Below are 16018 nucleotides of genomic sequence, written 5' to 3' on the forward strand. Positions count from 1 at the left end.
CGCTACCGACGCCTATGACAACCCAGCCGGGCAGGACCTGCGTGACTTAGCGCCCGTCAGGCGAGGCGCTGACGGCCAGCAACACCGCACCGGCGCAGAACAGCAAGGTCCCCAGTGCCACGAAAACCCCACCGGCATGCGCTTGGCCAGCCGCTGACCGACGACAACGAAGACCGGCCCCGTCAGCGGCCCGGACGGCATGGGACAGGACGGTGACAGCGGCGGTCAGCGCCTCGCTGTTGAAGGCTGGGCGGGGGCCGGCTCCGTGGCAGGTGTCGACTGGTGGGCACCGTGTGGACGTAGCAGCCCATTGACCCGCTGACCGGATCCTGCCGGGGCCTGGTGCGCAGGTCGACGGCTTGGTGTTACCTGGGCGGGACCCATTCCTCGAAAGGGACGCGGGTGCCGTCGGGCCGTAGGTGTAGCGCCTGCGGGCGTGGGTGCGCATGAACTCCTGAAGTCAGCCTGGGGGCCGCCCGGCGACGGGGACCCGAGATCCCAGCAGGCGAATGGCTTGAGCGTCGATGTCGGTCTCTCGGCGCCCGCCTTCGGTGCCTGCCCGGCGCGGCGGTTAGGTGTGGTCCGCCTCGTCGAATGCGTCCCGTGCGGCCTCGATGGCCGGCAGGTGCCGGTCCGCCCACGCCAGAAGCACGTCGACCGGGCCGCGGAGGGTCTTGCCTAGCGGCGTGATGCTATAGGTCACGGCGACCGGGCGGGTCGAGGTCACCTCGCGTTCGACGACGCCATTGCGCTCGAGCCGGCGGAGCGTTCCGGTGAGCGACTTCTGCGTGACCTCCGGGATGGCGCGCCGGAGCTCGTTGAAGCGGCAGGGGCGTTCGCACAGCTCGTTCAGGATGCTGAGCGACCACTTGTCGAGCACCTGGTCGAGGAGCTCTCGGTGCGCGGTGCTGATCCGCAGCTCTGCAGGGGTATCCATCGTGAAACCTGGTCTCGTTGAAGTGTCTTCTCGCACCTAAGTATCTTGACGATACCTAAGGAAGGGACATTCGTCATGACCGTTCAGCGCTTCACTCCCCTGGGGATGCTTCAGCCCGCCCCGTATCACCACGTGGCCGTGGCCACCGGAACCCGGCACGTCTACGTCGCAGGTCAAGTCGCCCACCAACCCGACGGTTCGCCGATCCCGTCCGACCTGGCCGGGCAAGTCGCGCAAGCCCTGCGGAACACGGCGACCGGACTCGCCGGTGCCGGTGCGACCTTCGACGACGTGGTGCGGTTGACGTTCTACGTGGCCCGTTGGAGCTCGGAAAAGATCGCGGAGTTCATGGCCGGCGTCGAATCTGTGGCCGACGAGATCGGCATCGGCTCGCCCATGCCGCCGGCGTCGCTCATCGGCGTTGAGGTGTTGTTCGAGCCGGGTGTGCTCGTCGAGGTGGAGGCCACCGCGGTTCTGGACTGAGCGCCGCGGCATGGCACGGCCCACGAGGTGCACGGAAGCGGCGGCGAGGGCCACCTCGCTCGCCGCGTTCGGCATGTCAGTCAGGCAGCGGAATACCGCACGGCGATGTCGAGCGCCCAGTTCACGCCGGAGCGGTCGGTGAGCTGTCCGTTGAGCGGAGCCCACAGCGAGGGATTCAAGGCTGGACGGTCCCGTCGTCGGCCAGATTCTCAGAGCCCTGCAGCGCGGTGGGACCCGGTCACGGAGCGAGCCGCCAGGCGAGCGAAGTGGGCCGGGACTTTGAAACACGGCCTAGTCGGAGGCGAAACCGGCCGATCGTCACGCAGCGCCCCGCGTCCAGCCGGGCCTCGCGGATGGCTCTTCCACTGTCTGGGCAGGGGAGCGCGGTCGGTCTTCCTCGCCGACGCCACACCCGAGAGCCACCTGCGCGTGCTGACAAGGTCCGCGCCACGCACATGCTGTGCGTCCCGGTGGCCGTCCAGACCCTTGTGCAGCGTCCGGCGCTGCGGGAGAGATATACGTCTGCTCTTTTGAAGGTCAGTTCGACTTCGATGACAACGTCTTCGCCCGGGTCGCGATGTCATCATCTTCCAGGCGTACATGGCGGATGGCGAGGTCCGATGTGATCCGGCGTAGTACTTTCAGCCACTCGGCTACGAAGGACTCGATCCTTACGGTCAACTGGCTTCTCTCGTTGAGAAGAAACTCGTAGCTTCCATGAATGCTGTCCCAGCGCGAATCGATTCTGAGGGAATCTCCATCGCGCGCGATGTTCCATTCGGTGGAAAATGTGTCGGATCCCCAATGGATCTGTGTCTGGGAAAACTCCGGGTTCTGGACCTCTTCTAGCAGCGGGACCAAATCATCAAGTAGGACGGCAATATCGTAACGGTATTCGAGTCGCACGGGGACCCGGTTCCAGAACAAGATGGCGTCTTCGGTGTCCATGGGATACATCTGCCCTGTTGCGTCCGCCATGTCTTCGGCCGACCCTACTTTCAGGGTCTCAGGGTTTCCGGTTTGCAGCCAAAAGTTCATGCATCTCCCTCTCGAGTCAGCGGGTAAGCGTGGACCTTGCCGTTGGGGTACACCTTGACGAAAATGCTGTCCGGTGTGCTTGTCGAGCCGTCTGGATGATACTCTATACAGTCATGCCCTTCAGGGAGTCTGAAGAAGCCCGTTTTCTTCGGTCCTAATTCGGCCCCGCACTCCGTCGCGTACCGGACGTCTGCTGCGCTGCCGAACTGCCCTTGCGGTCGACCATCTCTTACCGCGCGAGCCATTCCTTCAGACCAATCTACCCCGTGCTTCGCGGCCTTGAGGAGAGCAGCTTCAGGCTTGTATCTCTGGCCGTCTCTTTCGAAGCCTTTACCGACTTCCTCGGACTGTTTCTTCTTGCTGAGACCGTCGAGCTGCTGCTGGCTCTGCTCGAAGGATCGTTGTTGCTCCTCGGTTACGGGAATCGTTTCTTCCGACTTGGGTCGCGAGCCAGGGCTGCTCGCGGCGTCCGTCTTTTCCTCAGGCAGTCTGTCGTCCTTGCCGACATTGTCGCCCCCGTTGTTGTCGGTGCCTTCGGGTGGTGTCTCGGTGACAGGCGGCTGTGCTTCTGGCCCGGGTTCCTGCCCTTCCGTGTTCTCGTGTTGGGACGGGGCATGTTGGTCGCCATGTTCGGGGAGCGGTTGTTGTCCGGTGTCGTTGGGGAGTTGGGTGTCTTGGGAATTGGTGCGTAGCTGTTCTGCGTATTCGTGTTGTGCTTCGCGGGCGCGGGCAAGGCTTTCCAGGCGAGAAGGCGGTTGCTGGGGTGGTTGGGGGCCGTCGGCCTTGTCGCTGGTGGAGCCGCCGGTCTCTTGGGGGCGTGGTTCCTTGTTGTCTTGGTGGTCTTGGGAGCCGAGGTTGTCGGTTTCGGGTTGACCGGTTTTGCCTTCGCGGTCGTTCTTGCCGCGCTCGCCCTTGTCCTGGCCCGGGTCCTCGAGCTTGGCTTGGCCTGGCTTTTCCGCTTCCGAGCCGCCGTTGCTGGTCTGGGCAGGGTCGGTTTCGTCGTCGTCAGGTTCGGTCGGCGGGGGACCGGAGTCGGTTTCATCGGTCTCGGTGTCTTTCTGGGCGTCCGGCTTGGCCTCGGCCTGGGGGCCACTCTGTGTCTGTGGGTTGTCGCGAGGCGGGTCGGCGATGGATGCGTTGGTCGGATCGCGGTCGCCGGGCTGCCCAGCGCTGGTTTCGGGGCGTCCGGGAAATTTCCAGCCCGCTGCGGCGAGACTGTCCATGCGGGGCGTTCTACCGTCCGCTCCAGGATGGTCGTGCGATGACGTGCCGCCGGTGTCGGGTGGGGTGGGCTTGTCGGTGGTCTCCGGGCCTTTGCCCGGCCCACCAGGGGGATTGTCCACGCCCACGCTCTTCTGCCCTTCCGCTGGGGGAGGCGGGCCGGCTCCAGGGCATCGGTCAGGCGACCCGCCAGGCTCGGCCCTTGACGTGCAAGCTGTCAGGGCAAAACCGCGCCCCATGTAATCGTGCACGTGCGAACTTTGCACGTGCACGAGTCGATGATCTGAGGGTCGACCTACGTGCTAGGTGGCCCGGAGCTAACCAGGAACCCAGGTTTCTTCGGGATTGGAGGCTTGTGTAGGCGAATATTGGGCATCGGCAGCTTTATTCAAGTGATGCGAAATTTGTCTTTGTGAGTTTGCGGTGTCCTGCTGGGCGCCATCGCGGTCTGGGTCATCCGCTTGACGAAGTCACCCTGCGCGGACGCTTTCGGCACCCACCCGGACCACTCGTCGCCCCACAGCAGCAACAGGTCTGGAGGGACGTGCCGATCATGGTGCCCGTCCTGAGCGGGACCAGGCCGCGTCCGACGTCGATCAGCGGAGCTGCCTTGCGTGGCAGCGCCATGCGCGCAGTGACCGCCAACAACGTTGTGGCTCGGTGGTGACCATGGTGCGGCGACATGAGTTGACTGATGTGGTCTGGGCGCGGATTGGGCCGGTGTTGCCGGTCGCTTCCGGTCCTGGTGGGCGGTGGCGTGACCAGCGTCAGGTGGTCGACGGAATCTCGCGGAAGGTCCGGACCGGCGCGGACCGGCGGGACGTGCTCGAACGCTATGGGCCGTGTGGTTGACGCTCGGTCAGCGATTCTGTCGCTGGAGCGCGGCGAGACCTGGGAGCGGCTGCTGGCGCACGTCCAGGTGCACGACGGCGCGATGGGGTGGTGGACTTGACGGCGGACCAACTTGAAACGACCATCAGCCACCTCAGCGACGGCCGATCTCCCGCAGTCGAACGATCTCCCATAACGATGTCCGCAGGGGACTTGTTCGGGGGTGTTTCCGCTACGCGCCGGTAGGAGAGTGGGTGGGACGGCACCGGGTTTACGCAGGTGCGGAGGGGGCCGCGCCGGCCCGGACGCCCGGGGAGAACGCGATGAGAGTCATGCTGAGAGCGGTCATGGACACTCAGGTCTCGAACGGCGCGATCAAGACCGGCAGGCTGCCGGAGATCGTGAAGTCACTGATGGACCGGCTCGATCCCGAGGCGGCGTACTTCGGCCCCGGCGACGGCGGGCGGTGCTGCATCCTCGTCTTCGATCTCCAGGACCCCGCTGCGATACCCACCATCGCCGAGCCGCTCTTCCAGGAACTGGGCGCGAAGATCGAGATCAACCCGGTCATGACCCGCGAGGACCTGCAGAAAGGCCTTGCCGCGTTGCAGTAGCGCGGAACAGCGCCGCCGCCTCCTACCACCTGCCGGTTCGGGGCCGACCCAGGCTTGCTCAGCCGAGGATGAGGGGACCTGGTCCCCATCTCGGCCCACTCCGCGGCAGTCGGTGCCCGGCGTCCTTTCCGGACTAAGGGAAGGCGGCCTGAATCTAGGAGAGGCAGCTGCGGAGCCGCACAAAGGACCAGTGGGCCAACCGTCCCGGCTAAGTCTGCCACCGCACCGTCACCGTGGCTTCGATCGACCTTTGCTCAAGCCTTGATCACTTGGCCTGCGTGACAAGATCTGGGCGTGACGACGTTGTTCCTGACAGTCGGCTTGCCCGGGGCCGGAAAGACCACGAGAGCTCGTCAGCTGTCCGAGGAGCACAACGCGCTGCGGCTGACGCCTGATGAGTGGATGCGCCCGCTGTTCGGCGATCCGCAGCCGGCTGGGAAACGCGACGTGTTGGAAGGACGGCTGCTCTGGCTCGGTCTGGAGGCGCTGAAGCTGGGAACGAACGTGGTCCTGGATTTCGGATGCTGGTCTCGTGTCGAGAGGTCCGCGATCCGCTGGTTGGCGATGTCTGTGAGCGCGTCCTGTCAACTCGTGTACGTGCCGGTGGACCATGAGACCCAACGTGCTCGGATCGCCCATCGCCAGGCGACCACCCCTGATCAGACCTTCCTGATGAGCGAGACAGACCTCTTGCACTGGAGAACGCTGTTCGAGGAGCCCGACGCCACGGAACTCGATGGACAAGAGCTAGGAGGTCCACCTCCTGGATGGCCGGGATGGCTGGAGTGGGCCGCCGACAGATGGCCAACCCTCGCGTGAGCCCGACCTGAAGTCGGCCAGTAACGCAGCCGTGCCAGGAGCGCCGAGCCCGGAAAGATTCGCCGGACAGACCCTGGATTAGAGCGGGCCCTCAAGGGGCGGGGCTGGGATGCGGGGCCTCGGCGATCCGGTCGCGGAGATTGCCGATGATCTCGATGAGGCGCGGCTTCTGGCGAGGGTCGACCTGCGGGACGGGGCTGTAGCCCCCATGGCCCCCTGCTCGCTCTGCCGCGAGGCTTACTGAGGCAGCTGACCTGCTACGGGAGTCTCAAAGTCGTCTTTGCCCTCTGGTGCCGGGCTCTTGCCCTGGCGCAGGCTTTGCCTCACCGAACGATGCGTAGCGTGAAACTGTGTCGGATGAGATCGCGCGCTCACACGTCCTTGAGGTCGCCGCCCGCCTGTTCGGGCAACTCGGCTATGACGGGACCTCCTTGCAGCTGATCAGTGACGTCCTCGGCGTCGGTTCCGCGGTTGTCGCCGAGGTGGCTGGAGACAAGCGCGCTCTCTACCAGGAGGTCATGCGGCAGGCATTCGAGGCGGAGCGGGAAATGCTGGAAGCCGCCGTGTCCCGGGCGGACTCCGCGCGGTCGGCGGTGCACGAGATCGTCGACGCCTATCTCGATTTTCACGTGGCGAACCCGCAGAACCGTGCACTGTGGGCACATCGTTGGGTGGCCGACGCCGCCGACTTCTCCACCATGGAGGATCAGTACGCTCGGCCGCTGCTCCAACTCGCCGCCCGCAGGATAAAAGACGCGGTCCCCCCGGACGTCAACACCTACTACCTTCTCGGCACCATGGTCTGGTGCGTGCACGGCTTCCTGGGCTCGGGAATTCTCAGCCCCAACCAGGGAATGAGGGACGCGGCTCAGCCAGAGGTCGTCGAGTCATTCCGCGCGCACCTTCACGTCCTTATGGATCGGCTGCTCGCCCCGTGGTACCCGGCGCCCGATGCCCCGGGCTCACCGACCAGGCTGTGTGCCCCTCCTTCGGAATAGCCGACCGGGTTGGCGCACTCGCCGGCTCACTGGGCCGGGACGATTCGCAGCGCATCCTGACCATGGTCACCGAACTTGCCGTGCTGCGCTGACCCCGAGGACCACTCCAGCACGGGGCAGCCCGCCCTCGGCAAGGGCATCGACAACCGCGGCCCCGGGCTGGCGGCATCCGCGGGGTGCGGCGTCACTGCGGGACGGGTCCGTTGATCTCGACCAGTGGGGGTGCGACGAAGCAGGTGCAGGGCGAGGTCGTTCCGACGGCCCAGATCGAGGTGCCTACGCGGGTGAGTCCCTCGACGGTCCCCTCGGCCTCCTCGCTGGTGCCGGTGGTCCAGGCGGTGCCGTTCCAGTGCAGGAACAGCGGTCTGCTCGTCACCCCGCCGTCCGTCATGCGGTAGCCGCCGACCCAGATCCCGCCCCTGCCGTCCGGAGCCGCGGCGCTCAGCCACGACTCGGTCAGCGCGGGCTCCGGCAGGACGCGCCAGCGAGTGCCGTTCCAGTGCATCACCAGCGGTCTGCCCTCATGGTTGCCGACCGCCCACACATTGTTGGCTGAGACGGCGGTGACGCTTTGGAGTTCAGTGTTGCCCGACGGGAGGGTCACTGGGCTTCTGGTCCAGGCGCGGCCGTCCCAATGCAGGACGAGCGCGACATTGTTGCCCGCGTCGCTGAGGTACCACCCGACCGCCCACGCGTTCGTCGCCGAGAGGGAGGCAACACTTTGAAGAGTGTTGCTGAGACGACCCGGGTTCGGGGAGGTCATCCGCGACCACTTCGTCCCGTCCCAGCGTTCGACCAGGGTGACCGGGCCGGGGGTGTTCCGGTCGGAGAAGGATCCGACCGTCCATGCCAGCGTCTTGGAGACCGCCGCTATGTCGTTGAGCCGGTCGGCCCCGACATGCGCTCCGTTGGGTGGCGCGGCGGGCTGGACCGCTGTCCACGCGGCACCGTCCCAGTGCCGGATCACCGGTCCGAGACCGGTGCTGTCGCCGACGGCCCAGACGTCGTCGGACGCCACGGCGCTGACACCGTCGAGGCTGCCCGTGCCCGTCGGCGTGTCGGGAACCGTCACCTCCTTCCAAGACGTGCCGTCCCAGTGCTCGGCGACCGGATCGGCGGATTCGTACGGAGGATGCTTCTCCCCGACCGCCCACGCGTCGCTTCCGCCGAGCACGGCGACGTCCTTGAGAGTTCCCTCCGCGCTTGAGTGCGGCACCTTCCGCCAGTCCGCCTCCGCTCCTAAGACGGGCGGCGCTCCGGCGAGCACCACTCCCGCCACCGCCACCATGGGAATCGCGAAACGCTTCACGAACCGCATATGAACTCCTCCCCGCTTCCGCGCTGTGCAGTGGGGACGCCCCGGCGATCACCTCGGTTGCCGTGGTCGGCCAACCAATCCGACCGAAACCGGCCCCCGCACCACGCATGCCGCTTCGCGCCCCAGGACGCGGAACGGGGAGAGAGAAGGACACGGCTCCGTCGGAGCCAAGAGGGTGGGCGAGGTTCCTGCATCCTCCGACCGGAAGCGGTGAGCTATCGCGGGTGCAACGGTCACTGCCACCAGCGCGCGCCTTGTCGTCGCCGGCGGCATCTTGATGCGCAGGGTGACCTACGGGTAGTCGATCGTGTTCACACCAGCTCGTTGACCTCTGGGAGGACGGCGTCGGCCACTCTGACCGGACGCTCGATCAGGCCGTTGGCGTGGAACAGGTCGGCGGCGTGCTGCTGCTCGGCGACGAAACCGTCGTCCACCGGCAGCAGGCCCCATGGGCGGGTGCGCAGCGCGTGCTCCCATGCGTCGAGGCTCCCTCCGTCGTCGGAGGCGAAGAGTTCGGCCGCCTCGCGGGGGTTCTGCCGCACCCACGCGTCCGACTCCTGCAGCGCGGAGACGATGGCGGCGAGCTCGTCGCGGCGCTTGGTGGCGAACGCCCGGCTGGTGAACCAGAGCGAACGGTGGCTGAACAGACCGTCGGTCTCGATGACCGTGCGTACCGGGACGCGCCGCTCCACGCCGGTCAGGTACGGGTAGGAGCCGACCCAGGCGTCCACGTCGCCCTTCAGGAACAGCTCAGCGGCGTTGCCGTAGGCGTCGACCGGTTCGATGTCGCTCCAGTTGAGCCCGGCCTTCTCCAGCGCGAGAAGGACGAGGGTCGTCTGCCAGGAGCCGTGGCCGAGGGCGATTCTGCGTCCCTTGAGGTCGGCGGGCGAGGTGACGGGGGAGTCCTCCCGGACGACGAGCCGCCCGTTCTCGATCCGCGGCCCGGACACCGCGACGTACACCACGTCGTGCCCCTTGGCCTGCGCGGTGACCGGCGGCGTGGAGCCGGTGCCGATGAAGTCGTAGCCGCCGTCGAACAGGTGGTCGCCGTGCGCGGACGGCAGGCCGCGGGTGGGGTCGGGCCGTTCGCCGGCGGGCAGCGAGCGCAGGTCGACCCACTCCACGTCAGGGACGGCGCGCTCGAGGATGCCCCGGTGCCGCAGTACCCAGAGCGAGTTGTTCTGCGGGAAGTAGCCCACACGCAGGCTCATGACTTGTTTCCTTTCAGCAGTGGGAGGACGTGGCGGCCGATGCGCCGGGCCTCTTCCAGGTGCGGCACGCCCGCGAGGATGAAGGCGTCCACACCGAGGCCGATGAGCTCGTCGAGCCGTTCGGCGACCTGGTGGTAGTCGCCGACCAGGCCGAAGAGGGGGCCTGGCCGGAGCCGGTTGAAGCCGCCCCAGACACCCGGTTGGACCTCCAGGTCCCGGTAGTCGACGGCGCCGGCGGTGAAGGAACGCCCGCGCTGCCAGCCGACGGACTCGCTCGCGTCCGGAGTGCGCTCGGCGTCACCGGCCCGTGCCCAGCCCTCGCGGATCTCCTCCCAGGCCTCTTCCTCGGTCTCCCGGGCGAGGACGTCCACGCGCACCGCGAACTTCGGCGGCGTGTCGCTGTGCTCGCGGACGAGCGCGAACTTCTCCGCCAGGGCGTCGAACGGCTCCAGCCATGAGAGGTAGTAGTCGGCGTGGCGTCCGGCCGCGGCGATCGCCGCGGGGGAGGAGCCGGAGAAGTAGACCTCCGGGAACGGCTGCTCGCGCAGATCGGGCGGCAGCGCCGCGCCCGCGACGCGGTAGAACCGGCCCTCATGGTCGTAGGGGCCGTTCCACACGCCTTTGAGGACGTCCAGGAACTCGGACGTGCGGGCGTACCGGTCGTCGTGGTGGACCTTGTCGCCCCACCAGAGCTGCTGCGGCCCGCCCCCGCCGGAGATGATATTGTACACGACCCGCCCGCCCGTCGCGGCCTGAAGGGACGCCGACATCCGCGCGGCCTGCACCGGATGCAGGAAGCCCGGCTGGAACGCGATCATGAAGCGGTAGGCGGAGGTCTCACCGGACAGCGCAGCGGCGGCCGCCCACGGGTCGTCGGTCACCGGGAACGAGGGCATCAGGCCGCCGACGAAACCGGCTCCCTCGGTGGCGCGCGCCACCTCCGCCATGTAGTCGAGCGGGCCGTGGCCGTCCGGCTCGCCGCCGCGCAGCCCGGGACCGAGCGCCCCCGGCAGGTACGGCCCGAAACCGCCCCGAGTGATGTCGCCCAGGCGAAGCGCCGGAGCGTCCCCCTCCATGGCGATCCGCCAGTAGACGTCAACGGACATGCCCGGCCCCCTCCTTCTCCACGAGCGGCAGGACGCGCTGCGCCAGCCTGTAGACGTCGGCCACCGGATCGGCCGGGTCGAGGAAGAACTCCGAGACGCCCTCCTCTCGCCGGCGCGCGATGGCGCGGGCCAGTTCCAGGTCGTCGTCCTCCGAGGCGAGATGGAACGGCAGGCGGAGGGCGGCGTCCACGCCGTCCGGTACCAGCGAGACGTCGCCGTCCGGGTCCAGCAGGTGTGCGTCGGCGTGACGGGCGGACAGGTCGAGCGCCTCCGGTGACGTGCCGGAGAGATAGACCCGCGGGAACGGGCTCGGCGCGCGCGAAGCGAGCAATCCGCCGTCCTTCACCTGGAAGTACTCGCCTTCACGGCTGTAGCCGCGCTGGTTCCAGACGCCCTTGGCGATCGTCAGGAACTCGTCCGCGCGCGCGTACCGGGCGGGGCCCTCCAGGAAGTCGCCGTGGGCGCGGGCGACCGCCGGAGGCAGGTCGACGACGAGCCGCCAGGCGAGCCGGCCGGCCGCGTAGCGCTGCAGCGACGCCGACAGCTTCGCCGCGTAGACCGGTGTCGCGGTCCCCGGGTGGAACTCCGCGGTGACCTGCAGATGGCGCGAGTCGCGCAGGAGCGCCGGCGCGAGGATCAGGGAGTCGTGGCCGTCCGGGGCGAACGGGACGAAGGCGCCGTCCAGCCCGCCCAGTTCGGCCGCGCGGGCGGTGAGCCGGTGCTCGGGCCCGCGTGCCGGCGGCCGGATGTCGGTGACGAAGCCCGGCAGGGCCGACCGTTCCGGCACGCGGGTGGGGACGACCACGTGGAAGCGGGTCATCGCATCGCTCCTTCCGTCGGCTGCCGGACGCCGTCCGGCTCCGGGGCACCGCCCGGCTCTTCGGGGAGGCGCACGCCGAGATCGGTCAGCAGGCGGCGGCGCAGGGCGGTGAGGGCCGGGTCGGCGGGGTCGCGGGGGTGCCGCGCGCCGACGGTCTCGTCGGTGATCAGCGTGCCGTCCCGGAGCACGGCGACCCGGTCGGCGAGCCGCACGGCCTCGTCCACGTCGTGCGTGACGAGCAGGACGGCGGGCCGGTGGGTGCTGACGAGGTCGCCGACGAGGTCCTGCATGCGCAGCCGGGTCAGCGCGTCGAGCGCGGCGAACGGCTCGTCCAGGAGCAGCAGTTCCGGTTCGCGGACGAGGGCCCGCGCGAGGGCCACGCGCTGCGCCTCGCCGCCCGACAGCGTGTGCGGCCACGCGTTCGCGTGCTCGGTCAGACCGACCTCGGCGAGGGCTCGCTGCCCGCGCTCGCGCGACGCGGCGCCGCGCGGCAGCCCGACGAGCACGTTCCCGAGGGCCCGCTTGGACGGGACGAGCCGCGGCTCCTGGAAGACGATCGTCCGGGCCTCGGGCACGAGGACGGTTCCCGAGTCCGGGCGGTCGAGCGCCCCGAGAATCCGCAGCAGGGTCGTCTTGCCCGTGCCGCTCGCTCCGAGCAGGGCCACGAACTCGCCCCGCTCGATGTCGAGGTCCAGGCCGTCTAGGACGGCGCGGGTCCCGAAAACGCGGCGCAGGCCGCGGATGTGCACGGCGACGCTCATCGGGCGGCCTCCCTCGGACGCCACGGCATCAGCACCCGTTCGGCGCCGCGGGCGACGAGGTCCGCGAGGAGCCCGAGGATCCCGTAGATGAGGACGCAGAGCGAGAGGATGTCGGTGCGGGAGAAGCTCTGTGCCTGCGTCATGAGGTAGCCGATCCCGGACGTCGAGTTGATCTCCTCGGCGGCGATGAGCGCGATGACGCTGAGGGTCATCGACAGCCGGAACCCCGCGAGCAGTGACGGGAGCGCCCCCGGCAGCACGACCTCGCGGACCAGCGGCCAGCCGCGGAGCCCGAAGGAGCGCATCGCCTCCAGCAGCCGCCGGTCGACGTTGCGGACGCCGCCCGCCGTCGAGACGTACATCGGGAACGTGGTGGCGACGGCGATGAGGACGATCCGGGCGGTCTCCCCGATGCCGAACCACACCATGAACAGCGGGACGAGCGACAGGAAAGGCAGGGCGCGCAGCAGCTGCAGCGGCGAGTCGAGCAGTTCCTCACCGAGCCGGGAGAAGCCGGTGACGACCCCGAGCATCAGCCCGGCGGCGAGGCCGCAGGACAGTCCCAGCACGGCGCGGGTCAGCGACACGCGCAGCGCGTCGGTGAGCTGGCCGTCCGACCACAGCTCCCCGGCGGCCCCGAGGACCGTCGCGGGGGAGGCGAGCACGTCGGGGCTGAGCACACCGGCGGCCGAGGCGGCCCACCAGCCGCCGAGCAGCGCCAGCGGACCGAGCGTCCGCAGCGCGAGCGTCACCTCGCGGCGCCGCGGCTTCGGCAGCCGCGGCCGCGGCACGACCAGGTCCGGGTACGCCGCCGGGCCGGCCGAGGGCGCCGGGCCGACAGGGACGGCGGTCATGATCCGTCCTCTGCCAGGTCCAGGACGTGCGGCTTCACGTCCACCACCGTCGGTGTGATCTTCTGGTCGGCGAAGAACCGCGCGACGGCGGCGAAGTTCGCGAGGTCCGCCGCGCCGATCGGCGCGGCGGCGGCGCCCTGGCGGACGTTGGCGATGGTGAGCTGCTCGGCGGTCCCGGTCACCGCCTGCGGCCCGGACCTCGTGAACACGTTGACGAAGGGGGCCGGGTCCTGGATCTGCCGCAGACCCTGGTCGTGCACGTACCGGTAGAACGCCTTGACGACCTGCGGGTGCTCCTCGGCGAACTTGGCGCGGACCGCCCAGACCGAGTAGTTCTGCGAGTCGATTTCTCCGCCCTTCACCAGGAAGCGGGCTCCCGTGGACGCGATCTCCGGGATCGTGTACGCGGCCCACGCGGCCCACGCGTCGACCTTCCCGGAGTTGAAGACCGGGGCGGTCTGCGCCGGGTTGAGGTAGACGCGGGTGACCCGGTCCGGCTTCACCCCCGCCGACTCCAGCGCCTTGAGCAGCAGGTACTCCGCCGTGCCGCCCTTGTTGACCGCGACCTTCCTGCCGACCAGGCCCTGCACCGAGGTGATCGTCGAGTCCTTGCGGACGAGGATGCCCTCGCCCGCCTTGTCCGGCGCGACCTGGGCGAAGAGCGCGAATCCCGGCTTCTGGGCCAGTGCGGCGATCGCCGAGGTGATCGAGCCCTGCGCGAAGTCGAGCTGGCCGGCGTTCATCTGCTGCGCGGCCGGGGCGAACGGTCCCGTGCTCCCCGTCCAGGCGACCTTCGCGTGGACGGCCGACAGAGCCTTGGCGAGGCTGCCGTCCTTCTTGCCGAGCGCCAGCACCCCGGAGTTGCCGGGATCGGGGATCCGGAGGACGACCGTCCCGTCGGCGGCCGCCTTCGAGCCCGAGCCGCCGCAGCCCGCGACGGCCAGCAGGACCGCGAGGGCGCCCGCGGAGAGCAGGGGCCTGCGGGAGAGGAAGCGCGTCATGAATACTCCTGGGAGAAGGCGGGGCGCGGCACGAGGCCGCGGGCCTCGGCCAGTGGTGTGGGATCGGCCCAGGCGGACACGTCCACCCGGGCGTCGTGGAAGCCGTGCCGGCGCAGGAAGTCCTCCTGCTCGGCCAGCAGGTCGAGGCGGTCGGCGCCGAGTTCCGCGTGCAGCCTCCGGTGGTAACCCGCGCCGTAGGCTCCGGCCACTCCGGCCGGGCCGGACCCGGTCTCGGCCTGCAGGACCCGGGCCAGCTCCTCCGGGTGGTCGTGGGCCCAGTCCGCCGCGCCCAGCAGGACCGCGAGGAACCGCACGACCAGGTCCGGATGGTCGTCCAGCAGCCGCTGATCGACGGTGATCGGACGGGGCGTGCCGTTGTTGACCCGCGCCCGCCGGTCCGGGAGCGAGTCGAGGTCGATGCCGACCTCGGCGCCGTAGCGGGCCGCGGTCTCCACGGCCACCGAGCCCTTCGTGTAGACGGCGTCGACCCGCCCGTCCCGCAGGGCGGCCAGTTCCGCCTCCCACTGCCCCGGCAGGGCGTCGCCGTCGAGTTCGACCCGCTCGGCGTCGGACAGCGTCAGCCCGGCCTGGCGCAGCGCCCCGTCGAAGCCGCGCAGCGCCATGGCCCGCCAGAAGTCGATCTCGATGGCGCGCCGCGGGACGGCCAGCCGCCGGCCCTTCAGGTCCCCGGGCTCGGTGATGCCCGAGCCCGGCCGGACGGCGATGACCTGCCGCTCCTCGAACCAGGTGAGCCCGATCAGCCGCGTGGGCGCGCCGTTCGACCTGGCCCACAGGGCGGGAACGTTCCCACCCTCCCGGACGAGTGTGGCGAGCCGGTGCCGGTAGTGCTCCCCGCGGACGTCCTCGGTGCCCGCGTCCTGCAGCGAGCGGACCGCGATTCCGTCGGCGGCGAACTCGTCCGCCAGCCATCCCCGGTCGGCGGCGATGCCGGTCGCGGTGGGGACGGGACAGCGGGTGAACCACAGGTTCGCCGGATGCGTGGTGACCATGGCCGGGAGTATTCTCGGTAAAACCTACCAACTCAACATGGATTTCACATGATGGGAAACTTCCTGGTCGATCAGCGTCCTGGCCAGGGTGTTCGCCAATCGACGGCTCCGGTCAGGATTACTGCATCGTGGGCCCCGGCCGGAGGTCTTTGATGCCGACGACGAACCGCGCGCCGGGCAGCCAGACGGTGCTGCGCGCGCTCGAGGTCCTGCTGTGCTTCCGGGACGGCGGTACCGCGCTCACCGCGTCCGACATCGCCCGGCGCCTCGGGCTGAGCACCTCGACCGCCCACCGGCTCGCCCGGGCGCTCACCTCGTCCGGCTTCCTCGCGCAGGATGCGGTGACCGCCCGCTACCGCATCGGCCACTCGGTCACCGAACTCGGCCTGCTCTCCTACCACCAGCACGGGCTTCACCGCGCCGCGCCCGAACTCGACCACCTGACCCGGCTCACGGGCGCGACCGCCGACCTCGCGATCCGCAGCGGCGACCAAGCCCTGCTGCTGGCCGGCGGGACCGTGCGGCGCACCGACACGGGCATCGGCCTGCGCCGGCCCCTGTACTCCACGGCCCTGGGCAAGGTGCTGCTGGCCTGGGCGCCTCCCGGTGAGGACGACCTGGCCGAGCTGGGTCCGCTCCGGCCCCTGACCGACCGGACGATCGCCGACGTGGGCCTGCTGCGCGCGGAGATCGAGAAGGTCCGGGCCGCCGGCCACGCCATGAACGACGGAGAGTCGGCGGAGGGCGTGCGCACGCTGGCCGTGCCGCTGCTCGACCGCGCCGGGTACGTCCGCTACGCGCTCGCGCTGCGCTCCACGCCCGAGGTCATCACCGACACGCGCATCCCCTGGTTCCTGGCGCACGCCCAATCCTGCGCGCAGGCACTGGAGGTCCTTCTCCTGGAGCCCGCAGAACGCCGCCGCCACTGAAGGTCTCCGCGGGCGGGCGGCCACCGGTGACAGGTCCCTCTCGGCCTGTCACCAGCGCCGCATTGAC

16 protein-coding genes and 1 pseudogene are annotated in these 16018 nt (G+C 69.3%); 6 read left to right on the forward strand and 11 right to left on the reverse strand.

What is annotated here, in order from left to right; genetic code table 11:
- Positions 1–571: 571 nt before the first annotated feature.
- Complete coding sequence (locus AB0C87_RS14940; RefSeq protein ID WP_360577891.1) at positions 572–937, reverse strand: helix-turn-helix domain-containing protein; 366 nt, start codon at positions 935–937, stop codon at positions 572–574.
- 75 nt (positions 938–1012) lie between these two features.
- On the opposite strand from AB0C87_RS14940, the gene AB0C87_RS14945 reads away from it, so the two are divergent.
- Complete coding sequence (locus AB0C87_RS14945; protein ID WP_345173958.1) at positions 1013–1420, forward strand: RidA family protein; 408 nt, start codon at positions 1013–1015, stop codon at positions 1418–1420.
- Between the two features lie 537 nt (positions 1421–1957).
- Here the strand turns inward: AB0C87_RS14945 and AB0C87_RS14950 are convergent.
- Together AB0C87_RS14950 and AB0C87_RS14955 are read right to left on the reverse strand one after the other, a co-directional pair.
- On the reverse strand, positions 1958–2458 hold the full coding sequence (locus AB0C87_RS14950) for a hypothetical protein (protein WP_353831181.1): 501 nt from the start codon (positions 2456–2458) through the stop codon (positions 1958–1960).
- The gene (locus tag AB0C87_RS14955) at positions 2455–3681 is read right to left on the reverse strand and encodes a hypothetical protein (protein ID WP_360577893.1); all 1227 of its coding nucleotides are present in this window, start codon (positions 3679–3681) and stop codon (positions 2455–2457) included. Before AB0C87_RS14955 ends, AB0C87_RS14950 begins: the two co-directional genes overlap by 4 nt.
- Before the next feature lie 667 nt (positions 3682–4348).
- On the opposite strand from AB0C87_RS14955, the pseudogene AB0C87_RS14960 reads away from it, so the two are divergent.
- From AB0C87_RS14960 to AB0C87_RS14975, 4 genes and pseudogenes are all read left to right on the forward strand, one after another.
- Positions 4349–4604, forward strand: a pseudogene (locus AB0C87_RS14960) (transposase); the annotation flags it as partial.
- Positions 4605–4842: 238 nt separating this feature from the next.
- Entirely contained in the window at positions 4843–5124 is a 282-nt protein-coding gene (locus tag AB0C87_RS14965; RefSeq protein ID WP_360577895.1) for a DUF3303 family protein, read from the forward strand.
- 294 nt (positions 5125–5418) lie between these two features.
- Positions 5419–5943, forward strand: a complete 525-nt coding sequence (locus tag AB0C87_RS14970) for an AAA family ATPase (protein WP_360577897.1) — start codon at positions 5419–5421, stop codon at positions 5941–5943.
- 350 nt (positions 5944–6293) lie between these two features.
- Positions 6294–6941, forward strand: coding sequence for a TetR/AcrR family transcriptional regulator (locus AB0C87_RS14975; protein WP_360577899.1), 648 nt, complete (start codon positions 6294–6296; stop codon positions 6939–6941).
- Between the two features lie 184 nt (positions 6942–7125).
- On the opposite strand, the gene AB0C87_RS14980 is transcribed toward AB0C87_RS14975, so the two are convergent.
- The 8 genes from AB0C87_RS14980 to AB0C87_RS15015 form a co-directional block, all read right to left on the reverse strand.
- Complete coding sequence (locus AB0C87_RS14980; protein WP_360577901.1) at positions 7126–8259, reverse strand: hypothetical protein; 1134 nt, start codon at positions 8257–8259, stop codon at positions 7126–7128.
- Between the two features lie 311 nt (positions 8260–8570).
- Positions 8571–9470 carry an ABC transporter substrate-binding protein gene (locus AB0C87_RS14985; RefSeq protein WP_360577903.1) on the reverse strand — a complete coding sequence of 300 codons (900 nt, stop codon included), beginning with the start codon at positions 9468–9470 and terminating at the stop codon, positions 8571–8573.
- The gene (locus tag AB0C87_RS14990) at positions 9467–10576 is read right to left on the reverse strand and encodes an LLM class flavin-dependent oxidoreductase (protein ID WP_360577905.1); all 1110 of its coding nucleotides are present in this window, start codon (positions 10574–10576) and stop codon (positions 9467–9469) included. Before AB0C87_RS14990 ends, AB0C87_RS14985 begins: the two co-directional genes overlap by 4 nt.
- Positions 10566–11396, reverse strand: a complete 831-nt coding sequence (locus tag AB0C87_RS14995) for an LLM class flavin-dependent oxidoreductase (RefSeq protein ID WP_360577907.1) — start codon at positions 11394–11396, stop codon at positions 10566–10568. The genes AB0C87_RS14990 and AB0C87_RS14995 overlap by 11 nt, the downstream gene beginning before the upstream one ends.
- Complete coding sequence (locus AB0C87_RS15000; RefSeq protein ID WP_345173936.1) at positions 11393–12157, reverse strand: ABC transporter ATP-binding protein; 765 nt, start codon at positions 12155–12157, stop codon at positions 11393–11395. Before AB0C87_RS15000 ends, AB0C87_RS14995 begins: the two co-directional genes overlap by 4 nt.
- Positions 12154–13011: an ABC transporter permease gene (locus AB0C87_RS15005; protein ID WP_345173934.1), complete on the reverse strand. Its 858-nt coding sequence runs from the start codon at positions 13009–13011 to the stop codon at positions 12154–12156. The genes AB0C87_RS15000 and AB0C87_RS15005 overlap by 4 nt, the downstream gene beginning before the upstream one ends.
- The gene (locus AB0C87_RS15010; RefSeq protein ID WP_345173932.1) at positions 13008–14012 is read right to left on the reverse strand and encodes an NrtA/SsuA/CpmA family ABC transporter substrate-binding protein; all 1005 of its coding nucleotides are present in this window, start codon (positions 14010–14012) and stop codon (positions 13008–13010) included. The genes AB0C87_RS15005 and AB0C87_RS15010 overlap by 4 nt, the downstream gene beginning before the upstream one ends.
- The gene (locus AB0C87_RS15015; RefSeq protein ID WP_360577910.1) at positions 14009–15022 is read right to left on the reverse strand and encodes an ABC transporter substrate-binding protein; all 1014 of its coding nucleotides are present in this window, start codon (positions 15020–15022) and stop codon (positions 14009–14011) included. Before AB0C87_RS15015 ends, AB0C87_RS15010 begins: the two co-directional genes overlap by 4 nt.
- Positions 15023–15174: 152 nt before the next feature.
- Here AB0C87_RS15015 and AB0C87_RS15020 point away from each other — a divergent pair, with 152 nt between their 5' ends.
- Positions 15175–15951: an IclR family transcriptional regulator C-terminal domain-containing protein gene (locus AB0C87_RS15020; protein ID WP_353831170.1), complete on the forward strand. Its 777-nt coding sequence runs from the start codon at positions 15175–15177 to the stop codon at positions 15949–15951.
- Positions 15952–16018: the final 67 nt, after the last annotated feature.

The organism is Actinomadura sp. NPDC048021 (assembly GCF_040653135.1).
Taxonomy (GTDB): domain Bacteria; phylum Actinomycetota; class Actinomycetes; order Streptosporangiales; family Streptosporangiaceae; genus Spirillospora; species Spirillospora verrucosospora.